The following is a 21554-nucleotide window of genomic DNA, read 5'->3' as shown; positions in this document are numbered from 1 at the left end:
TGGCTATTACTAGTCATCCACCTCGAATCGACGCATTTTCCGTATTTGCACATAGATGATCGTAGAATCTGCCACGCGGAGCAGCCCCATAGACTGCTTATACAGTCAGTAATGTTAGGAATGTACTTTGAGCCACCCAGGGATAGCAACTTCAGTTCCCATGAACGACCTTTCGCGCGGCATCGCGCGCGACCGCACCTCGTTGGATTCAGCGGTAGCGGCGGTACTCGACTCCGGGTACGTAATTATGGGTCCGCACCATAATGCATTCGAGTCGGCTCTGGCCAAGTATTTGGGCGTCGATCATGTGCTAGGGGTAGCCTCCGGGACCGACGCGCTGGAGATTGCAATCAAGGCCGTAATGCCTGCAGGGAAGACATCCGTAATGACCGCCGGCAACGCGGGGGGCTATACGTCGACCGCTGCACGACGTGGGGGATTTCAGGTGCGGTATGCCGACATTGACCCCAACTCACTCTGCCTGAGCCGACAGACTGTTTCTGACGCACTCACCGATGACATCGGGGTGGTCGTGGTCACTCATCTGTACGGCAATCTCACAGACATTTCAGCGATCGTTGCACTGTGCCATGAACGGGGAATTCGCGTGGTCGAGGACTGCGCACAAGCGATTGGAGCCCGCCGGGATGACGGAGCTGCCGGTTCATTTGGCGACATTTCTGCTACAAGTTTTTACCCGACAAAAAATCTCGGGGCAATCGGTGACGGTGGGGCCATCGCAACGAACAACGCTGACTTCGCGCACAGAGCGTCTCAACTACGCCAATACGGGTGGGTGTCCAAATATCGTGTTGCGGTCCCCGGAGGCACAAATTCGCGGCTCGATGAATTACAGGCGGCCTTCCTCTTGGTTCGGTTGCCACTGCTCGATGCTTTCAATGAACGGCGTCGAACAATCGTGCAGAGATATGGCGCTGCTGCGACGAAATCTCCATTGCAAGTTCTCGCAGCGGACGGGCCCCATCACGCCGCCCATCTTGCTGTTGCCCTATCGCCGCGGCGTACTGACGTGCGCGAACAGCTCCTAAAAAAGGGCGTCGTTACCGACGTACATTTCCCAGTGCCAGACCATCAACAAGTCGGTTTTGGCGCCCTACCGCAATCTTTGCCCCACACCGAGAGAGCGTCACTCGAAGTATTATCACTACCCTGTTTTCCAGAGCTGACGGACGAAGAAGTTGACCTGGTATGCGATGCTATTCGAACCCTCGAATGAATAACACGATTACCTACTCGATCGTGGTTCCTGTCTATGGAAATGCCGGGAGCATCACTGACTTATTGGAAAGGTTGGAAGGGATTTCCTTTCAACTCGACAGAGAACTCGAAGTTGTCTTCGTCGTCGATGGATCTCCGGACGATTCTTATGACGTTCTGACCGCGCAACTCCCCAACGCGACATTCGCGACTCAACTCTTGCAACACTCGCGCAATTTTGGCTCCTTCGCGGCCATTCGCACCGGAATGGCACACGCGCGGGGCGACTTCATCGCCGTAATGGCAGCCGACATGCAGGAGCCACCGGAACTAGCAATAGAATTCTTTCGCGTCCTCGCATCCGGTTCCGCAGATGTCACCGTCGGACGACGAGAAAGTCGTCACGACCCTCGTTTGAGCGGGTTCTCGTCATCGGCCTTCTGGCGGCTGTATAGAAAATGGGTATTTCCGGATATGCCCGAGGGTGGCGTCGATATTTTCGCTTGCAATCGTGCCGTAGTCGAGGAAGTCCTTCGATTGGACGAATCGCACAGCAGCTTGGTTGGGCTGCTCTACTGGGTTGGTTTTCGGCGTGTCGAGGTGCCCTATCACCGCCTGCAACGCGAGCACGGCGAAAGCGGTTGGTCGTTCTCGAAGAAGCGCAAGTATCTGCTGGACAGCATTTTCTCATTCACCGATCTCCCGTTGCGCCTCCTGATAAGCATCGGTTCGACTGGAGCCGTGATTACAGTCCTGTCGGCATTTGCCGTTCTTGCATCTTTCCTTCTGGGGGGTATTCGTGAACCCGGATATACGCCGCTTATGTTGGTGATCTTGTTCTCCACATTTACGCTCTTAGTCGCGTTAGGAATTGTCGGCTCATATGTTTGGCGCGCGTTCGAAAACACCAAAAGACGACCCGGTTCCATAGTGATGACCCGCTGGGCCTCAAGCGACAACGCCCTAAGTGAGCGAATGCCCAACCACACCGAGGAGAAGAAACCATAGCCATGGCAACCCCATTCGTACACGCCCAAGGAATCTGTGAATCCATAACCGTCGGTTCAGACACAACGATCTGGGCTTTCGCGCATGTGCTTGCGGGCGCCGTTATCGGCCGAAACGTCAATATCTGTGATCACGTTTTCATCGAGAATGATGTGATCGTGGGCGACCGGGTGACTATCAAATCTGGGGTTCAGCTCTGGGATGGTATTGAGCTGCAGGACGACGTCTTTGTGGGCCCGAACGCGACCTTCACCAATGACGGGTTCCCCCGAAGCAAAAAGTATCCCGAGAGCTTTCCCCGCACGATCGTCGAAAAGGGAGCCTCCATCGGCGGAGGAGCCGTTATCCTCCCCGGAATCCGCATCGGCCGAGACGCCATGATCGGTGCCGGAGCAGTGGTCACCCGCGATGTGCCACCGTTTGCCATCGTCGTCGGCAACCCTGCCCGCATCACCGGATACGCCGACAGCGAGGGGCACCGTCTGGTGTCCACGGAGTCCGCCCCGCTCACATCCGGGCACGTTCCGGTTAGTAAGTCTCTCGTCCAACTGCGCAAGGCGACGGACATGCGCGGAAGTTTGGTCGTAGCCGAGCTCGGCGCCGATCTCCCGTTTGTACCGCAACGGTTTTTCATCGTCTACGACGTACCGTCAAGGGACGTGCGTGGCGAGCACGCACATCGCACGTGCGAGCAATTTCTTACCTGTCTCAAGGGAAGTGTGCGCGCAATCGTTGACGATGGCGCCAACCGGGAAGAGTTCCTGATCGACTCTCCTGACATTGGCCTGTACATGCCAGCGATGACCTGGGGCACACAGTATGCGTATTCGCCAGATGCCGTGCTCGGCGTCTTTGCATCCCTGCCCTACGACGAAGCCGACTATATCCGCACGTATGCCGAATTTCGGGCCGCCGTCAACGCGTAGAAGGACATTTCTTTCATGCACCGATTTTGGAACCGGCTGGCTAAACTTGCCCGCGACCAACGTTTGCGATTTCTGGCTGTTGGCGGTACAAACACCGTGGTCGGCTACGCTCTGTTTGCGGTTTTCGACTTATTTGTTTACGCGGCCGTGCCATTCGGCTATCTTCTTAGCCTGGTGAGCGCATACGCTATCGCCATCGTTCTGGCGTTTGTACTGTACCGTCGGTTCGTTTTCCAAGTCACCGGGCGAGTCTGGTCAGACTTCGTGAAATTTGTCAGCGTTTATTTGGTCGTAATTGGGGTGAACCTGGTGACGCTGCCATTGCTCATCGAAGTCTCAGGATTGAATTCGCTCGTCGCGCAGGCGATAGTGCTCATTGCGACGACTTTCATGAGCTTTTTCGGCCACCGCGACTTTTCGTTCCGCCGCGAACCCGAAGCTGAATCCTGAAAGAGATTATTCCGAGCGTGTGGCGAGTAGTTCACCGAGATACCGGCCATAACCACTCTTGCGCAGCGGTTCAGCCAACGCCGCCAGCTGGCCATTATCAATCCAGCCGGCGCGCCAGGCGATCTCCTCGATGCAACCGATTTTGAAACCCTGGCGATCTTCAATCACGCGAACGTATTCGCTCGCCTGCATCATCGACTCGAATGTGCCCGTGTCTAGCCAGGCAGTGCCACGGTCGAGTACCTGCACGTGCAGCTTTCCTCGATCCAGATAAGCCTGATTAACTGTCGAGATCTCCAGCTCACCCCGTGCGCTCGGCTCGATCGACTTCGCAATCTCTACAACGTCGTTGTCATAAAAGTACAGGCCGGGCACCGCGTAGTTGCTCTTGGGGACAGCCGGTTTCTCTTCAATGGATACAGCACGCATCTCGCTGTCGAACTCGACGACGCCATAAGCACTCGGAGCGGCGACGTGATACGCAAAGATTACGGCACCGTCTACGTCCGCGTTTCCCTGAAGAGCCGTACCGAGACCCGCACCATGAAAGATATTGTCGCCCAGAACGAGGGCGACGCTTTCGTCGCCGATGAACTCTTCACCGATTGTGAAGGCTTGGGCGAGACCGTCGGGTGAAGGCTGCACGGCATATTCGATACGCATGCCGAAGTCGGAACCGTCGCCAAAGAGGGCGCGAAATTGCTGGTTGTATTCGGGCGTTGTGATCAGTAACACTTCGCGTATTCCGGCCATCATGAGCGTTGACAACGGGTAGTAGACCATCGGCTTGTCGTAGATGGGCATTAGCTGCTTGGAAATGCCCTTGGTGATCGGCCATAGACGTGTACCGGAGCCGCCTGCGAGAATGATGCCGCGCATGAATCAGTCCTTTGTTCTGAGTGAGTCGTAAAACGAGCGGCATTCATCCCAAGACGGGAGAAGGGCCGCGGCCGCGGCCTCCTGAAGTGACGGCGCCTCGATGTCCTTTGGCGACAGCGAACGCGATTCCAAGTCCGCGGGAAAAACCAGATTGATGTCGAGGTCGAGCGGACTAATTCCGTGCTCCCGTTCCGGGTTGAAGGTGTCCGAAACAAGATACGTCACGACGGCATCGGCGGTCAGCGCGACAAAAGCGTGGCCCAATCCTTCAGACAGGTACACGCTGCGCCGGTCGACATCGTCGAGCAAAACCGAATCCCACTCACCATAGGTTGGCGAACCTATCCGAAGGTCAATGGTGTAATCGAGAACCGCGCCGTGCACCGCCGTAACGTACTTCGCCTGTCCGCGTGGAACGCTGGCAAAATGGATACCGCGCACGACTCCCCGACGAGACACAGACAAATTGGCCTGGCGCAGGTCGAGTGCATGCCCAACCGCCTGCTCGAGCTGGTCGAATCGGTACCACTCAAGAAATACCCCGCGATCATCCGCATGTTGTTTTGGGGTCATTTCGTAGGCATCGGGGATGGAGAGCTCACGAATCTGCACGCTGCGCAGTCTACACAAGGGCTCCCCGGTAGAATCGACGAGACTCACCCGCGAACTGAACGGTACTGGCACGCATGCATCTTCTCGTCCCCGGTTGCACCGGCGGTATCATTCTGCGAAACCTCCCGGAAGCCGTGCAAGGGTGATCGCGGTTGTCACGGTCAGTCACGGATCTGACGATGTTCTCCAACCGTTTCTGGCCAGCGTTGCTGCCGCCTCGCGGCATCCCCTCACCATCGTCGTCGTAGATAACAAACCGGAGGGAAGCTCAGCGAGGAATATAGCCGCCGACTTTGGTGCCAGCTACGTGACGGACGTGAACCGTGGCTACGGGCACGGCATTAATCTGGGGGTTGCCAGCCTTAGAGATGCCGCCGACTGGATTCTGGTCTGCAACCCTGATCTGGTACTTGAACCCGGCTCGATTGATTGGTTACGCGGCTGTGGAGAGTCTGACTCACAGATCGGGGCGGTCGGCCCACGCATTCTCAATGCGGACGGCACGACCTACGCATCCGCGCGATCGCTACCGTCCATTCGCACGGGGATCGGCCATGCGCTCTTCGCCAACGTCTGGAAGAGTAACCCGTGGACGAGACGCTACCTTCACGTCAGTGCCGCTGACCCACACCAACGAGACGCTGGGTGGCTGTCGGGAGCGTGCCTCCTCATCCGAGGCTCCGTGTTTGAACAACTCTCTGGTTTCGATGAGTCCTACTTCATGTATTTCGAAGACGTGGATCTCGGCTACCGCATGCACAAGGCCGGCTATCGCAGTGTCTATGAGCCTGGCGCTGCAGTTACTCATACCGGTGCGCACTCCACGCAAACCGAATCGGCACGCATGTTAAAGGCCCACCACGAGAGCGCGAATCGGTTCCTCGCCCGCAAGTATCACGGGCACTTACTCTGGCCACTAAGAAAGGTCCTTGCTGCGGGCCTCGCCGTTCGTTCACGCTTTCAGCAGCGACACTGAGGCAGCTGACCTCAAATCGGTCTGCGTACAATTGGCGTATGGGGGAAAGAAAAAAATTGAATACTGCAAGAAAATCATCGTCGCGCGTGATCGCGGTTGGCTTCAAGAGTCCCGGGCATGAACATCAACTTTCATGGGTAATATTCTTGAGCTTTATTGGGGCCACGCTCGTTATGGGCGTTGGTGTATTCAGATACGACGCGTGGGCCTATTGGGAGACTGCGCAATCTGCCTTCGGTCCACGACCGGGAGTTGAAGAATACTACTGGGGCCTCCGCGGAGTGCTCGGCAACTTCATGTTTTTGCCAGCGGCTGGCCTAGCCAGACTCTTTGGCGCAGGTTTTGATGGCTTCTTCGTTCTGCTCCAGAATGCCCTGCTCTTTGCTGCATTCGCGTCTTTCTTGTTACCCCGCTGTGTCGCCATTTGGCGACCTGTCACAGCCCAAATTCGACTCCTCGGGGCGCTCCTCGCTTGGATAGTTCTTGTCGGTTTCGCGCCTTACCCACTGGTAGACGCGTACCCGGCGATCGCCATATTTGGCATTCTGGTGTTACTCCAATCGACCAGAAGCTCCGTCTTGGTCTTGGCGGGGGTTTTTGCGGGAATTGCTGTCAATATCCGGCCGTCTTACCTCGTTGTAGTCGGAGGATTCTTAGTCGTGGCGTTTATTTGGCGTCAGTGGAGAGGTATCTGGTTTGCCTTTGGCATACTCGTCGGGCTCGTCCCACAACTCATAATGAATGTAATTCGAATCGGCGAATGGAGCCTTTGGCCACCACTTTCTGCCTCTCTTGTGTCTCTTCAGGCGGAGTACGGGTCCTATGTAGTGCGTTATGACACTCTTTTCGGCGCGGATGCGCCCCAACAGTTCTACTGCTCCCCCGGAATGGCACAGGCATTGACGCTGCCTCTTCCTCAGACAGCCGGAGAGCTCGCATCCGCGTTTCTCTCACACATACCCACCTCAGTAGTGTTTGCGCTGCAAAAAGTAGGAGCGTCACTTCACTGGCCGCTTTCTACTCCGTATACAACTTCAAACGTCGGCGTGGATGGACTCTTCGCGCTGGCCATCACACTCATTACTGTCTGTGGTATTTCGAGTCTTCTTTTTACAGTTTTTCGAAAGCGTCTTGGCGAACGATGGCGGCATTCGAGTTGGCTAGCGGCTGCTCTGGCTGGTGTTGTCGTCATTGGCGGCACTCTCACCATCGTCGCATCGGCTTCCGAGAGTCGTTTTGCATTGCCGTTAGTACTGATTGGAGTCCTCGGCTGCGCATCCTTAGGCAACGCTAAGTTACGCAATTTTTGGCAAAAACATCGATATTGGATAGCGTCCACGGCCCTTATTGCTGTCGTCGTTTGGTTCTTCGGTGTGTCCGGTCTCCAGCACCCCGCACCCGCCGGTCCAGTCGACCAAGGGATATGTGCTTCCCTTTGATCGACCACGTTGCCGTGCCCAGCCCGCCGTCTACTAGACTCGGCGCGCCACGTTCCCGAATGAAACGGTTAGGTTTTATGAGAATTCTCGTCACCGGCGGCGCCGGTTTTATCGGCTCCAACTTTGTTCGGCGCACGATCGAAGACAAATACCCGGGCTTGGAAGGCGCCGAAGTCGTGGTGCTCGACGCACTGACCTACTCGGGCAACCTCGAAAATCTCGCCCCGATCGCCGATTCGCCGCGCTACTCGTTTGTGCACGGCGACATTCGCGACGGCAAGCTGCTTGACACCCTGTTTCCCGGGCTCGACGCGGTGGTGCACTTCGCCGCGGAAAGCCACGTTGACCGCTCAGTGATGGATTCGACGATCTTCGTCGAGACCAACGTGCTGGGCACCCAGCAGCTATTGGACGCGGCGCTGCGCCACAAGCTCGCCCGGTTCGTGCACGTCTCCACCGACGAGGTCTATGGCTCCATCGCCGAAGGCTCCTGGAACGAGGAGCGGGCGCTTGAGCCCAACTCCCCCTACAGCGCGTCGAAGGCCGGCAGCGACTTGCTTGCCCGCAGCTACCACCGCACCCACGGCCTCAACGTGTCGATCACGCGCTGTTCGAACAACTATGGCCCGTACCACTTTCCCGAAAAGGTCATTCCGCTGTTCGTCAGCAACCTGATCGACGATGCGCACGTTCCCCTCTATGGCGAGGGCAACAACATTCGCGACTGGCTGCACGTAGATGATCACACCCGCGCCATCGCGATGGTGCTCGTCGGCGGCCGCGCGGGCGAGATCTACAACATCGGTGGCGGCACCGAGCTCACCAACAAGGAGCTCACCCAGTTGCTGCTCACCTCGACCGGTAAGGACTGGTCGTACGTTGACCGCGTCGCCGACCGCCTCGGTCACGACCTGCGCTACTCGGTGGACATCTCCAAGATTCAGGCCGAACTCGGGTACGCCCCGGAGGTGCCCTTTGAACAGGGACTCGCCGACGTGGTGCAGTGGTACCGCGATAACCGTCAGTGGTGGGAACCGCTCAAAGCTCGTGCGGCGCTGACTTAACCGACAGCCATTTGGCCGCAGTCAGACAGATACAGTGGGAGTGCTGCGTCAGTGATGATTTCCGCGCGTTTTGGTAGTCACGCGTAAATTCACGTGTTGCTATTCAGAAGACTCAATCCCTGGAGGACCACATGACGTATCGGATTACCGGAGCGCGCCGTTCGCCGGGGTGGGACATTCAGTTGGCCCTCGCAGGGTGCCTCGTATTCGCAGGTGCGGTGCACCCGTGACCGGTACCGAGGTATTCGTGAGCTATGCCCAAAATCGTGAGGACGTCGTGCTCTGGCGCGCGCTAGGCCACATTGTCGATGGTGTCTATATCGACGTCGGGGCGAACCATCCGTCCGAGGATTCAGTCACCCGCAGCTTCTACGATCGTGGTTGGAGCGGAATTGCAATCGAGCCCAGCCCCGTCTTCGCCGCAAAATTTCGGGCCGAACGCCCACGCGACGTGGTTGTCGAAGCCGTCGTTACCGACAGTGCTGAGAAGATTGGCACCCTGCACATGATTAACGAAACGGGCCTTTCTACTCTCGTCGACTCCATTGGTCAGCGCCATTCGGAGACGGGGTTTGACGTGATTGACATCGAGGTCGCGGCGCGACGTCTCGATGACGTGATCGCAGCTACCCGCTACGCCGCCGGCGAAATCCACTTCATGTCAATCGACACCGAGGGTGCCGAGGGCGCAGTGCTCCGCTCTCTCGACTTCACTCGTTTTCGCCCCTGGGTACTGATTGTCGAGGCCACCGAACCGCGCACGACAGTGAGGAATCACGAGAGCTGGGAACCTCTGGTGCTCGCCGCCGGATACTCGTACTGTCTCTTCGACGGAATCTCGCGGTTTTACGTGGCTAACGAGAGGCGCGGGGAATTACAACCCAAACTCGACCATGGGGCATGCTTTTTCGATCAGTTCGTGACGGTGCGTGAGATCGAGCTCAACGAAACGATGCGTCGATTGAAATCGACGATTCAAAGTGAGACTGCGCGAAACACCCGTCTCGAGGCCGAACTAGCCAGCACAGTGCGCACGGTTTCATGGCGGTTAACGCGGCCCTTGCGTTTCATCCGCTCAATTATTCACCCTGGAACAGAGAAAAAATGACAACCCTGCGCGTGATTGTGGAACAGATGAATTCACCGGTGCCGGGCGGCATCGGTCGATACACCGAAGAGCTCACTCGACAGTTGATCTCCACTGCGCCCGACGACTGCGACGTTGAAGGTGTGGTGTGTGCGTCGACGCCGGAGAAATACGAATCCGTCTTGGATCGACTACCCGGCCTGGCCAGCCTGTACAAGACGAGTCTGCCGCGCCGCGAGCTTGCGGCTGCCTGGCAGCTGGGGCTAACTTCCCTGTCCGGCGGCGGCATGGTTCATGCGCCGAGCTTGTTGGCACCGCTGCGGCGGCACAATCGAGCAACCGACCAGAATCAGGTCGCGGTGACTATTCACGACGTCGTACCGTGGACGCACCCGGAGACTCTGACACCACATGGAGTCACGTGGCACAAAGCTATGGCCAAGCGGGCTAGAAAGCACGCCGACGCGATCATCGTGCCGACCCACGCCGTGGCGCGCGCGCTGTCTGAGATCATAGACTTCGGTGACCGAATCCGTGTGATCGGGGGGGCCGTTAGCAGCGAACTGCGCTTGCCGATGAACGCGGATGCTCGTGCCGCTGAACTGGATTTACCAGACGAGTTCATTTTGACCGTCGGCACGCTGGAACCGCGCAAAGGGTTGACCTCTTTGATTAGCGGGCTAGGTCTGCGCGGCTCTCCCGACCTGCCGTTGCTGATCGTCGGGCCGCAAGGCTGGGGTGACCTGGATGTCGCCGCGGTGGCCGACGAGGCGGGGCTTGCAGAAGGGCGTGTGCGGGCACTGGGCTTCGTCACCGACTCCGATCTCGCCTTGATTTTGTCCCGTGCGACCGTGTTCGTGTATCCGAGCCAGGCGGAAGGATTTGGACTTCCGCTACTCGAAGCGATGAGTTTCGGCACGCCCGTGGTGCACAGCGACGCCCCCGCGCTCGTCGAGGTTGCCGGAGGCGCCGGCATGGTGGTGGCACTCAACGACCTCACCGGGTATCCCGAACGACTGGTAGCAGCCATCGCGCGCGTACTCAGCGACACGGATTGGAATACCGCTCTACGGCTGAGGGGTCTGGACCGGGCGAAAGCCTACAGTTGGCGGGACTCTGCCGAGCGAGTCTGGCAGTTGCACGCGGACTTGTAGCACCGATTTGCGTCGCATACCGATGACCATCAGTAGGACGCCAGCAGAAATCAGGTAGGCTCCCAAAGGTTTCGTCTAATCACGGGCGCGCCGACCTCTGGTGTAGCACTGCGGCACTGGGCTGTGGACGAACCGCTCAAGACCCATGGGGCTGAACTAACATGACCCGATATCTGATCACCGGCGCCACCGGCATGCTGGGAAGCGACCTGCGGACGGCCTTGGCCGGCCGCGAGGTGACGGCTCTCGGCCGGAGCGATCTCGACGTGACCGACCTCGAAGCAGTCAAGGCTGCCGTCGCCGGGCACGATGTCATCATCAACTGCGCCGCCTACACCAAGGTCGATGATGCCGAAATGCATGAAGATGAGGCCTACCAGGTGAACGCGGTGGGGCCGTGGAACCTGGCGGTGGCGGCATCCGCTCTGCAGGCGAAGCTCGTGCAGATTTCAACGGACTACGTCTTCGACGGCAGCGCGACCACGCCCTATACCGAGAACACACCGCACAGCCCGATCTCGGCCTATGGCCGCACCAAGGCAGCCGGCGAAGAATTCGTGCAGGTGGAGAACGGCGCGCGCAGCTACATCGTGCGCACCGCTTGGTTGTACGGCAAGAACGGACCGAACTTCGCCAAGACCATGCTCAAGGCCGCTGGCACGCGCGACACGCTGAACGTCGTCAACGACCAGGTCGGCCAGCCCACCTGGACGGTGGACCTAGCCGCGCAGATCGTGCTGCTGCTCGACTCCGACGCACCCGCTGGCATCTACCACGGTACGAACTCCGGTCTGGCGTCGAAGTTCGACCAGGCTCGAGACGTATTCGCCCTGGCCGGACTCGACCCCGAGCGTGTACTGCCGACCGACAGCTCAGCCTTTGTGCTGCCCGCACCGCGGCCGGCCTACTCGGTACTCGGCCACGCCAACTGGACTGCCGCCGGGCTCGCACCGATGCGCAGTTGGCAAGACGCTCAAGCCGAAGCGTTTGCCTCCGGAGTTTTCGAGACAGCATGATCACTCTGCGGGTAGTCATCGACCAGATGGTCGCCCCGGTTCCGGGAGGTATCGGGCGTTACACCGAGGAACTCACCCGCGCGCTGATCGCAACGGCACCGGCCGAGTGTGACGTTGAGGGCATCGTCTCGTCGTCGACCCCCGCACAGTATGAAATCATTGAGGTCGCCCTGCCGGGCCTGGCCAACGTGCACAAGACGAGCCTGGCCCGCCGGGAGCTGGCCACAGCCTGGGCTCTTGGCGTGACCGCGGCGTCGGGTACCGGCCTGATCCACGCACCAGGGCTGCTTGCCCCACTCCGCCGTCACAACCGGGGGGACGACGGCACTCAAATCGCGGTGACGCTGCACGACGTGCTGGCGTGGACGCATCCGTCATCGCTGACCCCGACGACAGTGGCCTGGACCAAGGGCATGCTCAAACGCGCCCGCAAGCACGCCGACGCGATTGTTGTGCCGAGCCACGCTGTGGCGCGGCAGCTGACCGAGATTATGGACCTGGGCGACCGGGTGCGCGTAATCGGCGGCGCCGTGGGTCGGCGGCTCGTACTGCCGGCCATGCCCTTGGTGGAGGAGCGCCTGCAGGCGCTGGCGCTGCCGTCGCAGTACATTCTGACATCAGGGTCGCTCGACCCGCGCAAGGCCGTCACGGCGCTGATCACGGCGCTCGGGCTGCCCGGAGCACCGGACCTGCCGCTGATCGTGCTCGGACCAGACACCTGGGGCGAACTCGACCTGGCCTCGGTCGCCGATGAAGCAGGACTGGCACCGGGGCGCGTACGCGCCCTGTCGGGGCTGAGCGAATCCGACCTCGCTGTCGTGATTGCCCGAGCGAGCGTGTTCGTCTACCCGAGCCTCGAAGAGGGCTTTGCGCTGCCGATCATCGAGGCCTTCCACTTGGGTACGCCGGTCGTGCACTCCGACGCCCCCGCCCTGCTCGAAGCCGCCGGCGATGCTGGCATTGCCGTCGAGCGAGCGGCCAAGGGATACCCTGAACGGCTTCTTGACGCCGTGGATCGAGTTCTCGGCGACAGCGCGCTGCGGGGCCGCCTGCGCATCGTTGGCGGCGACCGGTCGCGGGCCTTCAGCTGGCGCGACTCCGCCGAGCGGGTCTGGCAGCTGCACGCGGACCTGTAACCCCTGACTATTCAACGGCCGACTCGCAACGACCTGACGCACTGGTATCCAGCCGTTGTCTCGCACCACGCAAATGCGGCGGCGACTACTGTGCGGGGGTGGCGGTGGGTGCCGGGGCTAGGGCTGCGGCGACCATTGCCTGGATGGCGACGTAGTCGGGGTCCTCGGGGTCGATACCGTTCTCAGGAATCAGGGGCACCGAGATGACGGGCAGTCCCTTGGTCTTGGCGGCGAGGTTCACGAAGTAGCCCAGCATGCCCTGGGGAACATCTGTTTTGATGACCTCAGTGCCTGCAGCAGCGATTCCCTGAAATTTAGTCAGCACATTTGCTGGGTTGAACTGGGCAACCAGCGCTTCTTGCAGTTGGGTCTGGCGTCCCATGCGGTCGTAGTCGCTGGTCGTATGCCGAGACCGTGCGTACCAGGTGGCGGTCGTGCCATCCATGTGTTGGGGGCCCACCTCGATCCAGCCCTCAACTTCTTTGAGCTGCTCGTCACCGCCGATTGGAAGCCGTTCAGACACCGTGATGTCGACGCCGCCGAGAGCGTCGATCAGGTCGGAGAATCCCTGCATGTCGATAAGAACGAAATACTGAATGGTGAGTCCTGTGATGCCCTGCGCTGCCTCGAGCGTGGCCTGGATACCCGGGGAGCTACCCTCGGCCACAGCGTTGGGATAGTACTCCGGCCGTTTGAGCTCGGCCTCGGTGAAGATGGAGTTGAGCATGCAGGCCGATACGTCGCATCCGTCGATGGCGCCGTAGCCCTCTGGGTACAGGGCGCCAAGCGAGGACCCGGCCGAGAACGGCGCGTCCTCGAGGTTGCGGGGCAGGCTGATGGTTGTAGCCTGGCCGGTCGTGGCGTCGATGCTGACCACCGACAGGCTGTCGGGTCGCAGACCGAGGCGATCAGCTCCGGCGTCACCACCGAGCAGCAGGATATTGTAGCGGCCATCGACCGGCGGTTCGCTCGGACCGGCGACGAACACGGAGGAGAGGAATTCGCTCGCCGACGTGGCGACGAAGGCGCCGTAGCCGGCGGTTCCACAAACCACGACCATGAGCGCAGTCGAGAACGCGGCGATGATCGGGCGGGCGCCCGGCGCGGCGCGACCCAACCTGATCAGGCTGAGGGTGTTGAGCGTGAGCACGAGCCAAGTGACCGCATAGAACGCGAGCACCGCGGCCGCAGCCCACAGGCCGATCGTGCTCGTGAACACGCGAAGCACGACTGCCGGCCACAGCAGGTAGACAGCGCCGGCGATGATCGCAGCGGTGATCAGTGTGAGGGTGGCACCGAGGCCGAATCGGCCGAGGCGGCGATTGCCGGCCAGCACCTGCGCCGAGCCGGGCAGAACGAAATTGAGTACGACAAGCCACCACGCACGCGTCGTCATGATGCGTGCGGAGCCGGAATTCGGGTGCCGGATCGGGTCTGTCACACGGCCCTGGTTTGTCACACTGGTCATAATCGCGTTTGGAGGTCCCGGTTCTTCTGCTCGACCAAATCTGCGAGTTGCACGGAATAGTCTTCGAGTTTGATGCGCAGGGTGTCATCGCTCGTGGCGAGAATCTTGATCGCGATCAGCGCGGCGTTCTTCGCCCCGCCGATCGACACCGTCGCAACGGGCACGCCTGCTGGCATCTGCACGATCGACAGCAAGGAATCGAGGCCGTCGAGCAGCCCGAGCGGAACGGGTACGCCCACCACGGGCAGCGTCGTCATGGCGGCGAGCATGCCGGGCAGATGCGCCGCTCCCCCGGCTCCGGCGATGATCACCTTGAGGCCGCGGGCCTGCGCGCTGCGCCCATAGTCAAGCATTTTCTCGGGCGTGCGGTGCGCCGAAACCACCTGAACCTCGTGCGCGACCCCGAAGTCCTTGAGGGTCTGCGCTGCGGCGCTCATGACGGTGAAGTCCGAGTCGCTGCCCATCACCAAGCCGACCAGCGGCGCGCTAAAGCTCGCAGGCACGCTGGATGTCTCGATATTGTCTGGCACGCAGATGATCCTATTGCTCACTGCTGAAAGATTTGTGCAGTGGCACGCGCTTGGTAGGCAACTTCGTCGAGATCGTCGCCGCTTGCCGTGACATGGCCCACCTTGCGGCCGGGCCTCGATGCCTTGCCATAGTTGTGCACTTTCACGAGCGGATGCTGCGCCAGGCCCGCCTCATATCGGTCACCCAGCGAGCCTGACGCGGGCCCGCCGAAGATGTTCACCATGACCGTCCACGGGTCCCGGGCACCGGTCGCACCGAGCGGCAGGTCGAGCACCGCCCGCAGGTGTTGCTCGAACTGGCTGGTCGTGGACCCGTCGATCGACCAGTGACCGCTGTTGTGCGGGCGCATCGCCAATTCGTTGATGAGGAGGCGCTCATCCGTTGTTTGAAACAGCTCAACGGCAAGCACCCCGGTGACGCCGATGCCCTCGGCCACGGCCACTGCGATGTCGGTGGCGACGTCGGCGAGCCGACCCATGGAGTGGGGCGCCGGCGCGATGACCTCGGCGCAGACGCCGTCGCGTTGCACGGTCTCCACGACCGGCCAGACCGCGATTTCACCGCTCGGGCGCCTGGCGACCACTTGGGCGAGTTCACGGCTGAAGTGCACGAGCTCTTCGACCAGCAGGGCGCCGCCGTTGCCATCTTCGGCGAGCGCCTGGAACCAATCATCGACGTCGTGTTCGTGGCTGACCACGCGCACGCCCTTGCCGTCGTAGCCGCCGCGGGCGGTCTTCACGACGGCGCGGCCGCCGTGGTTGGTGAGAAATTCGGCGAGCCCGGCGACGTCATCGATGCGCGCCCAATCCGGCACCGGCAGACCCAGCTCGGCAAGCTTTTCGCGCATCAGTAGTTTGTCTTGCGCGTACAGCAGGGCGTCGGGTCCGGGGTGCACCGTGATGCCCTCGCGCACGAGTTCGCGCAGAATCTCCTGGGGCACGTGTTCGTGGTCGAAGGTGATCACGTCAACGGTCTTCGCGAAGGCGAGAACCGTGGCCAGGTCGCGGTAATCACCGACGCTCACGGCCGCGAGCGCGGCGGACATACCATCGGCTTCGGCGAGAACCTTCAGCTCGATGCCGAGGTTCACGGCCGCGGGAATCATCATGCGGGCGAGCTGGCCCGCTCCAATCACACCGACGGTCAGAGCCATCTGTTCACCATTTTCTCTGCAAGCGTTCAGCTAAACCCATGTCTTAACCCAGCCCGAAAATTTCGTAACGCCATAGACTTCGAGACTTGAGTGCTTTGTACCCCACTTTACCGAACGTCGAACGGATGCATGTCGATCACCCTGAAGCAGCGCCTGCTCAGCTTTCTGAGTCAGGGCCTCAAGTTCGGTGCCGTCGGTGCACTGGGCTTCGTGGTGGACTTCACGGTGTTCAACCTGTTGCGCACCACCGTGCTGGATTCCGCCGATGTACACGCCGGCCCCATCTACGCCAAGGTCATCTCGACGGTGCTGGCCATTCTGGTGAACTGGCTGGGCAACCGGTACTGGACTTTCAGCAAGAACCGCCAGGACCACACGGCGCGGGAGGGCCTGGAATTTCTCGCGGTGAGCCTCGTGGGCATGGGCATTGGCATCGCCTGCCTGTGGTTCAGCCACTACGTGCTCGGCTACACCAGCGTTCTCGCCGACAACATCTCGGGCAACATCGTCGGCCTGCTGCTCGGGGCAATATTTCGTTTCACGCTCTACCGCTACTGGGTGTTTGCACCGAGCCGGAGCGGAGCGCCGGCATCCGCTGGTATCGCTCTGGTCAGCACGCGCACCGGGGCGATTCGGTTAGCGGCGACCCCAGAACGCTGACTCTGCAGAGGGGGCTGACTGCTCCTGCCGGCGGGAGCTCATGACGGTGCTCGCCTTTTCCATGAGGTCGTGCAGCGTGCTCTGCACGAGGTCGACGTTGGGAACGTCTGTCAAGACCAGCGGATGCTCCAGCCCCGAATTGATCAGCACCGTACCCGAGTGAAACCCGGCCTGTACCCAGTTCTGCCGCACGCTCACGTCGTAGCCGCGACTGTGCAGTAGCTCCTGGCGGGTGCGCACGAAGAATCCGTGGCGAAAGATGATGCGGCGGGTGGTGATCGTGTAGCGCTTGGTGAGCCAGGCGGCGAGCGGCAGCAGCCAGCCCAGTACGGCAAGCGCGATGGCGCCGCCGAGCACAGCGGCGTTCTGCCACGGCTCCGCCATGTTGCCGAAGAAATACCCGGTACCGCCGGCCAGGGCGAACAGGAGCAGCGTCGGCCAGACCAGCACGCGAGCGTGCGGGCGCAGGCGAGCGATGACCTTTTCGGGCCGGCTCTCTCGGGCATAGCCGGAGGATTCGGTCTCGTTGGTCTCGCCCTGCGTTTTCTTCTTCATTACTTCTATTAATACCTCAGGTGGGTGACATCGCCGGCGGCGACAGACCGTTCCTCGCCATCGGCCTGATTGACGACGGTCAGCCGGCCGCCAGCGTCAATGCCGGTGGCGGTGCCGATTAGGTCGGTGCCGCCGGGCAGTTCTACGCGCACGACACTGCCGAGCGTGCCACAGAGCTCGGAGACGGCGGCATGCAGGTCGCTCTGGACGGCGTCGCCGTTGGCTGAGGCAAACGCCCGGTACAACGTGACGAGCTCGTGCAGGTAGGCGGCGAGCACCTGATCGGGGTCGGGCGCGGTGCGGGTGACCAGCAGCAGCGAGGTGGACGTGAGGGTGGGCAGGTCGTGTTCGTCGAGGGAGAGGTTGAGACCGGCGCCGATGATGATGCCGGTCCCGTCGGGCAGCAGCTCGCACAGGATGCCGCACACCTTGTAGCCGTCGATGAGCACGTCGTTGGGCCATTTGAGGGTCGTGTCGTGGCGGGGGTCCTCGGCCTCTTTGACCCCTTCGACGGGCTTCATGTTCGCCTCGACGACTTTTTTCACGGCGCGGGTCATGGCGGCTCCCGCCAGCAGGGGGAACCAGCCGAAGGCGTGGGGCGGCACCTTCGGTCGCACGAGCACGGAGATGGCCAGGGCTTTGCCGGTCGGGGCCGACCAGACGCGGCCGAGCCGGCCACGCCCCTGGGTCTGGTTGTCGGTGACGATGACCGAGAGGTCGGGCCAGGCGGCGGCATCCGCCGTGGCTTGTTCTTTGAGCACATCGTTGGTGGAGGTGGCCTCGGAGCGGTACTCGAACCGGCTCACCTCGGTACGGCTGAGCGAAAACTCCATGGTGGCGACCCTCTCGTCGGCATAACTCCTGCAATTCTGTCGAATCTGGCCTCAAAACACCTATTTCGAGCTGTTTTTGACCAAATTGCAGGAGTTATGAACGTGGCGGAAGAGTTTTAGCTGGCCAATGGACCGCTGGAGGGGGGAAACGTGCAGTGTTGGCCGGCAAAGTTGTGGAACATCGTCAACGGGGACCGTGCGGGGGGTGCCGGTAGAGTGAAATGGTGACTGACAAGACGCCCGCCGCGGCACCCGACCTGTATACGACGGCGGGAAAACTCGCCGACCTCAAGCTGCGTTATCACGAAGCCGTGACGGCCAGCGGGGCGACCGCCATCGAAAAGCAGCATGCCAAGGGCAAAATGACCGCCCGCGAGCGCGTCGACCTGCTGCTCGACCAGGGCTCTTTCGTGGAGCTCGACGAGTTTGTACGACACCGCACCGTGGCTTTTGGCATGGAGAAGAAGCGGCCATACGGCGACGCGGTCGTCACCGGAACCGGCACGATCCACGGCCGCCAGGTGGCCGTGTACTCCCAGGACTTCACCATCTTCGGCGGGTCGCTCGGCGAGGTGGCCGGCGAGAAGATCATCAAGGTGATGGACCTCGCCCTCAAGACCGGGGTCCCCATCATCGGCATTCTCGATTCTGGCGGAGCGCGCATTCAGGAGGGCGTCGTAGCCCTCGGCAAGTACGGCGAGATCTTTCGCCGCAATACGGCCGCCTCCGGTGTCATTCCACAGATCTCGATCATCTGCGGTCCGGCCGCGGGCGGAGCGGTCTACTCCCCCGCTCTGACCGACTTCGTGATCATGGTCGACAAGACCAGCCAGATGTTCGTCACCGGCCCCGACGTCATCAAGACCGTCACCGGCGAAGACGTCGGCATGGAAGAGCTCGGCGGAGCCCTCACCCACAACAAGGTCTCCGGCGTCTCGCACTACCTTGCCAGCGATGAGCCCGACGCGCTCGACTTCGCCCGTGCCCTCTTGAGCTACCTGCCCGACAACAACCTGGCCGAGTTGCCCGTGTTCGACAGCGACGTGGAACTCGAAACAACGGATGCCGACCGTCGCCTCAACACGATCATCCCCGATTCGCCCAACCAGCCCTACGACGTCAAGACCGTCATCGAGCACATCGTGGACAACGGCGACTTTCTCGAGACGCAGCCGTTGTACGCGCCGAACATCGTCGTGGGGTTCGCCCGGGTCGAGGGCCGCTCCATTGGAATCGTCGCCAACCAGCCCAACGCCATGGCCGGCACCCTGAACATCGAAGCCGGCGAGAAGGCCGCACGCTTCGTACGGTTCTGCGATGCGTTCTCCATCCCCATCCTCACCCTCGTCGACGTGCCCGGCTTCCTGCCCGGCACCGACCAGGAGTGGACCGGAATCATCCGCCGCGGCGCGAAACTGCTGTACGCCTACGCCGAGGCCACCGTGCCGCTCGTCACCGTTATTCTGCGCAAGGCCTACGGCGGCGCGTACATCGTGATGGGCTCCAAGCAGCTCGGCGCCGACACCAACCTGGCCTGGCCGACCGCGGAGATCGCTGTCATGGGCGGCCAGGGCGCCGTGAACATTCTCTACCGCGCCGAGATCAAGGCGGCCGAACAGGCCGGTGAAGACGTCGCAGCGGTGCGCACCCGCCTGGCCAACGAGTACACCTACAACGTGGCGAGCCCGTTTCTCGCGGCGGAACGCGGCGAACTCGACGGCATCATCGAGCCGGCGGCTACTCGGGTATCGGTCATCAAGGCGTTGCGCGCTCTTCGCACCAAGCGGGCGAACCTGCCCGCCAAGAAACACGGGAACATTCCGCTGTGAAGACATCCCATACCGCGATGCCGGCTAACACCGCGCGGCCGAAGCCGTCAGAGTTCGATCCGTCGGAGCTGGTTTTTGTGACCCACCGTGTCAGTGCTGTCGAGGTGTCGGCGGTGACCGCCATCATCCGCGGCCTGTTGCGGGAAGAATCCGACGAGCGCCGGGCCGCGCCGGAACTCGGTCAGAGTGCCTGGCAGCAAAACCAGCGCCCTATTCGGGTGCCGGTGCACCCGGGCGCCAACCGCTGGCGCGGCTTCACCGGCTAATGCGTGCATCCACCGGTGCGTCTGTCCTCCTAAATGCCGACTGTCAGCATGAGTTTGATAGTGCAGACTAGTAAGGCTCGGTGACGCTCTTGGAGTGCCACCACCGATCATTCGCTATCTAGGGTAAGCGAGCGAATGTGTTGGGGGCGGGAACGGATGGCATTCGGGTTGTCGTCCTTTCTCGAATAATCGAAAGGGGATCAGCTTCGGCTGATCCCCTTTCGCGTATGCCCCGCCTGACGCCGTCAGCCTCAGTCGGAAACGACGCGCGCGACCTTTCGGGGAATTTCTATCCACAGGTCTACTTCTTCTTCACCGGACGAGTCCGGTCCGAGGGCGCTCACGGCCGGGTCAGGGCTGCTCAGGCCCACCACGGTGACCGCGATGGTCGCGCTGTCGGCAGATGTACGAGCAATGATCCTGTCGGCCGTGGTGCCGCCGATGGCGGTTGCCAGGGTGTTGAGCACGATCTCCAGGGGGGATCCGCTGAGATCGTCTATCCCGCCTTCATCGAGCAGGGTGACGCTCGCACCGCGTCGACGGGCGGCCATGACCTGTTCGCGCACGGCGTTGTTCAGCAGACGCCGCCCACGGATTTCGTCGCGAATTGCTGCTTCGAGTAGTCGGCACTCCTGCCGGTCGTCCTCACTGAGATCGCCATCGCTTTCGCTGATGCGCCGCAGCATGGGCATGGCCAGTCGCATGGTTTGGGTCAACCGCACCTGGCGCTCATAAAGGTGGGCCTCCTGAGCGGCATGCCATCCGCTCGCCTCCCGCTCGGCCCTTCCATACTGGCGGGCATCCCGGTTGGCCTTCACGAGTGCTCTCGACAGCAGCACGGCCGCGACGACCCAGACCACGCTGCCGATGACGCCCAAGTGCCCCAGCTCGCCAACACCGGCCCAGACGACACTGTGCAGCACGAGCGTGCCGACACCCAGCAGGGCCAGCTGCGGGCGTTTGCGGGCAGCAGTGATCGTCATGAGGGTGCCGATCGCGGCCACGTACCAGGTTGCATACCCGAGCGTGCCGGAGGATCCGTCGAGCTGGCTGCCCACGATCAACGGAATCGCCACCGAAACACCCACGTTGAACAGGGCCAGCGGCAGTGACATGCGCATGGAGCTGCTAGTCCAGAGACTCGCGACCGTCGCCACGACATACAGGCTCATCGCCGCCAAAATCGGCGTTGCCGACGCCGGCTGGTCGAGCGAATATACGCCGAGCAGCACATGGTAGCCCGAGAAGAAAGCGGCCACGATGAGCGCCAGGGTGCGAGAAACAACCACGGAAC

Annotated in this window: 22 protein-coding genes and 2 pseudogenes; 16 read left to right on the top strand and 8 right to left on the bottom strand. The window is 61.3% G+C overall.

The genetic code is table 11. The features are described 5' to 3' along the window. Nucleotides 1-160 precede the first annotated feature (160 nt). From CXY83_RS06380 to CXY83_RS06365, 6 genes and pseudogenes are all read left to right on the top strand, one after another. Nucleotides 161-1237 carry a DegT/DnrJ/EryC1/StrS aminotransferase family protein gene (locus CXY83_RS06380; protein ID WP_104196534.1) on the top strand — a complete coding sequence of 359 codons (1077 nt, stop codon included), beginning with the start codon at nucleotides 161-163 and terminating at the stop codon, nucleotides 1235-1237. Then, on the top strand, nucleotides 1234-2226 hold the full coding sequence (locus CXY83_RS06375) for a glycosyltransferase family 2 protein (RefSeq protein WP_104196533.1): 993 nt from the start codon (nucleotides 1234-1236) through the stop codon (nucleotides 2224-2226). Before CXY83_RS06380 ends, CXY83_RS06375 begins: the two co-directional genes overlap by 4 nt. 2 nt (nucleotides 2227-2228) lie before the next feature. After that, nucleotides 2229-2324: pseudogene (locus CXY83_RS18565) on the top strand (hypothetical protein); the annotation flags it as partial. Nucleotides 2325-2552: 228 nt separating this feature from the next. Then, nucleotides 2553-2678: pseudogene (locus CXY83_RS18560) on the top strand (isomerase); the annotation flags it as partial. A 33-nt stretch (nucleotides 2679-2711) separates the two neighbouring features. Then, nucleotides 2712-3152 (top strand): FdtA/QdtA family cupin domain-containing protein, encoded by a 441-nt coding sequence (locus CXY83_RS18555; protein WP_255408740.1) that lies wholly within the window; start codon nucleotides 2712-2714, stop codon nucleotides 3150-3152. Nucleotides 3153-3167: 15 nt separating this feature from the next. Continuing rightward, the gene (locus CXY83_RS06365) at nucleotides 3168-3602 is read left to right on the top strand and encodes a GtrA family protein (protein ID WP_104196531.1); all 435 of its coding nucleotides are present in this window, start codon (nucleotides 3168-3170) and stop codon (nucleotides 3600-3602) included. Between the two features lie 6 nt (nucleotides 3603-3608). On the opposite strand, the gene rfbA is transcribed toward CXY83_RS06365, so the two are convergent. Both rfbA and CXY83_RS06355 read right to left on the bottom strand, forming a co-directional pair. After that, nucleotides 3609-4481 carry a glucose-1-phosphate thymidylyltransferase RfbA gene (gene rfbA / locus CXY83_RS06360; RefSeq protein WP_104196530.1) on the bottom strand — a complete coding sequence of 291 codons (873 nt, stop codon included), beginning with the start codon at nucleotides 4479-4481 and terminating at the stop codon, nucleotides 3609-3611. Between the two features lie 3 nt (nucleotides 4482-4484). Next, entirely contained in the window at nucleotides 4485-5093 is a 609-nt protein-coding gene (locus tag CXY83_RS06355; RefSeq protein ID WP_104196529.1) for a dTDP-4-dehydrorhamnose 3,5-epimerase family protein, read from the bottom strand. Between the two features lie 142 nt (nucleotides 5094-5235). Between CXY83_RS06355 and CXY83_RS06350 the strand changes: the two genes are divergently transcribed. From CXY83_RS06350 to CXY83_RS06320, 7 genes are all read left to right on the top strand, one after another. Continuing rightward, nucleotides 5236-6069 carry a glycosyltransferase family 2 protein gene (locus CXY83_RS06350; protein ID WP_233200642.1) on the top strand — a complete coding sequence of 278 codons (834 nt, stop codon included), beginning with the start codon at nucleotides 5236-5238 and terminating at the stop codon, nucleotides 6067-6069. 38 nt (nucleotides 6070-6107) lie between these two features. Beyond that, nucleotides 6108-7508 (top strand): hypothetical protein, encoded by a 1401-nt coding sequence (locus CXY83_RS06345; protein WP_146069874.1) that lies wholly within the window; start codon nucleotides 6108-6110, stop codon nucleotides 7506-7508. Between the two features lie 77 nt (nucleotides 7509-7585). Beyond that, nucleotides 7586-8572 (top strand): dTDP-glucose 4,6-dehydratase, encoded by a 987-nt coding sequence (gene rfbB, locus CXY83_RS06340; protein ID WP_104196526.1) that lies wholly within the window; start codon nucleotides 7586-7588, stop codon nucleotides 8570-8572. A gap of 226 nt (nucleotides 8573-8798) precedes the next feature. Beyond that, nucleotides 8799-9680 carry an FkbM family methyltransferase gene (locus CXY83_RS06335; protein WP_158251851.1) on the top strand — a complete coding sequence of 294 codons (882 nt, stop codon included), beginning with the start codon at nucleotides 8799-8801 and terminating at the stop codon, nucleotides 9678-9680. Further along, on the top strand, nucleotides 9677-10813 hold the full coding sequence (locus tag CXY83_RS06330; protein ID WP_104196524.1) for a glycosyltransferase family 1 protein: 1137 nt from the start codon (nucleotides 9677-9679) through the stop codon (nucleotides 10811-10813). The genes CXY83_RS06335 and CXY83_RS06330 overlap by 4 nt, the downstream gene beginning before the upstream one ends. 161 nt (nucleotides 10814-10974) lie before the next feature. Further along, nucleotides 10975-11829, top strand: a complete 855-nt coding sequence (rfbD, locus tag CXY83_RS06325) for a dTDP-4-dehydrorhamnose reductase (protein WP_104196523.1) — start codon at nucleotides 10975-10977, stop codon at nucleotides 11827-11829. Next, on the top strand, nucleotides 11826-12965 hold the full coding sequence (locus CXY83_RS06320; RefSeq protein ID WP_104196522.1) for a glycosyltransferase family 1 protein: 1140 nt from the start codon (nucleotides 11826-11828) through the stop codon (nucleotides 12963-12965). The genes rfbD and CXY83_RS06320 overlap by 4 nt, the downstream gene beginning before the upstream one ends. An 85-nt stretch (nucleotides 12966-13050) precedes the next feature. Here CXY83_RS06320 and CXY83_RS06315 read toward each other — a convergent pair whose 3' ends face one another. From CXY83_RS06315 to CXY83_RS06305, 3 genes are all read right to left on the bottom strand, one after another. Then, a complete protein-coding gene (locus CXY83_RS06315) occupies nucleotides 13051-14433 on the bottom strand; it encodes an LCP family protein (protein WP_233200641.1) in 1383 nt (460 codons plus the stop codon). Beyond that, the gene (gene purE, locus CXY83_RS06310) at nucleotides 14430-14897 is read right to left on the bottom strand and encodes a 5-(carboxyamino)imidazole ribonucleotide mutase (RefSeq protein ID WP_104196585.1); all 468 of its coding nucleotides are present in this window, start codon (nucleotides 14895-14897) and stop codon (nucleotides 14430-14432) included. The genes CXY83_RS06315 and purE overlap by 4 nt, the downstream gene beginning before the upstream one ends. 83 nt (nucleotides 14898-14980) lie before the next feature. Continuing rightward, the gene (locus CXY83_RS06305) at nucleotides 14981-16117 is read right to left on the bottom strand and encodes a 5-(carboxyamino)imidazole ribonucleotide synthase (RefSeq protein ID WP_104196521.1); all 1137 of its coding nucleotides are present in this window, start codon (nucleotides 16115-16117) and stop codon (nucleotides 14981-14983) included. 129 nt (nucleotides 16118-16246) lie between these two features. Between CXY83_RS06305 and CXY83_RS06300 the strand changes: the two genes are divergently transcribed. Next, entirely contained in the window at nucleotides 16247-16777 is a 531-nt protein-coding gene (locus CXY83_RS06300) for a GtrA family protein (RefSeq protein ID WP_104196520.1), read from the top strand. Here CXY83_RS06300 and CXY83_RS06295 read toward each other — a convergent pair. Together CXY83_RS06295 and CXY83_RS06290 are read right to left on the bottom strand one after the other, a co-directional pair. Beyond that, nucleotides 16754-17332 carry a PH domain-containing protein gene (locus CXY83_RS06295; protein WP_233200640.1) on the bottom strand — a complete coding sequence of 193 codons (579 nt, stop codon included), beginning with the start codon at nucleotides 17330-17332 and terminating at the stop codon, nucleotides 16754-16756. The two genes, CXY83_RS06300 and CXY83_RS06295, sit on opposite strands and share 24 nt — an antisense overlap. Before the next feature lie 8 nt (nucleotides 17333-17340). Continuing rightward, the gene (locus tag CXY83_RS06290) at nucleotides 17341-18165 is read right to left on the bottom strand and encodes a biotin--[acetyl-CoA-carboxylase] ligase (RefSeq protein WP_104196519.1); all 825 of its coding nucleotides are present in this window, start codon (nucleotides 18163-18165) and stop codon (nucleotides 17341-17343) included. A gap of 221 nt (nucleotides 18166-18386) precedes the next feature. Here CXY83_RS06290 and CXY83_RS06285 point away from each other — a divergent pair, with 221 nt between their 5' ends. Next, nucleotides 18387-19994, top strand: coding sequence for an acyl-CoA carboxylase subunit beta (locus CXY83_RS06285; protein WP_104196518.1), 1608 nt, complete (start codon nucleotides 18387-18389; stop codon nucleotides 19992-19994). Next, nucleotides 19991-20260: an acyl-CoA carboxylase epsilon subunit gene (locus CXY83_RS06280; protein WP_146069873.1), complete on the top strand. Its 270-nt coding sequence runs from the start codon at nucleotides 19991-19993 to the stop codon at nucleotides 20258-20260. The genes CXY83_RS06285 and CXY83_RS06280 overlap by 4 nt, the downstream gene beginning before the upstream one ends. A gap of 251 nt (nucleotides 20261-20511) precedes the next feature. Here CXY83_RS06280 and CXY83_RS06275 read toward each other — a convergent pair whose 3' ends face one another. Beyond that, nucleotides 20512-21549: a hypothetical protein gene (locus CXY83_RS06275; RefSeq protein ID WP_233200638.1), complete on the bottom strand. Its 1038-nt coding sequence runs from the start codon at nucleotides 21547-21549 to the stop codon at nucleotides 20512-20514. Nucleotides 21550-21554 lie beyond the last annotated feature (5 nt).

Source organism: Cryobacterium sp. M15, from assembly GCF_002929675.1.
Taxonomy (GTDB): Bacteria; Actinomycetota; Actinomycetes; order Actinomycetales; family Microbacteriaceae; genus Cryobacterium; species Cryobacterium lyxosi.
The sequence above is the reverse complement of the archived record's forward strand: the minus strand, read 5'-3'. Positions and strand labels throughout refer to the sequence as shown.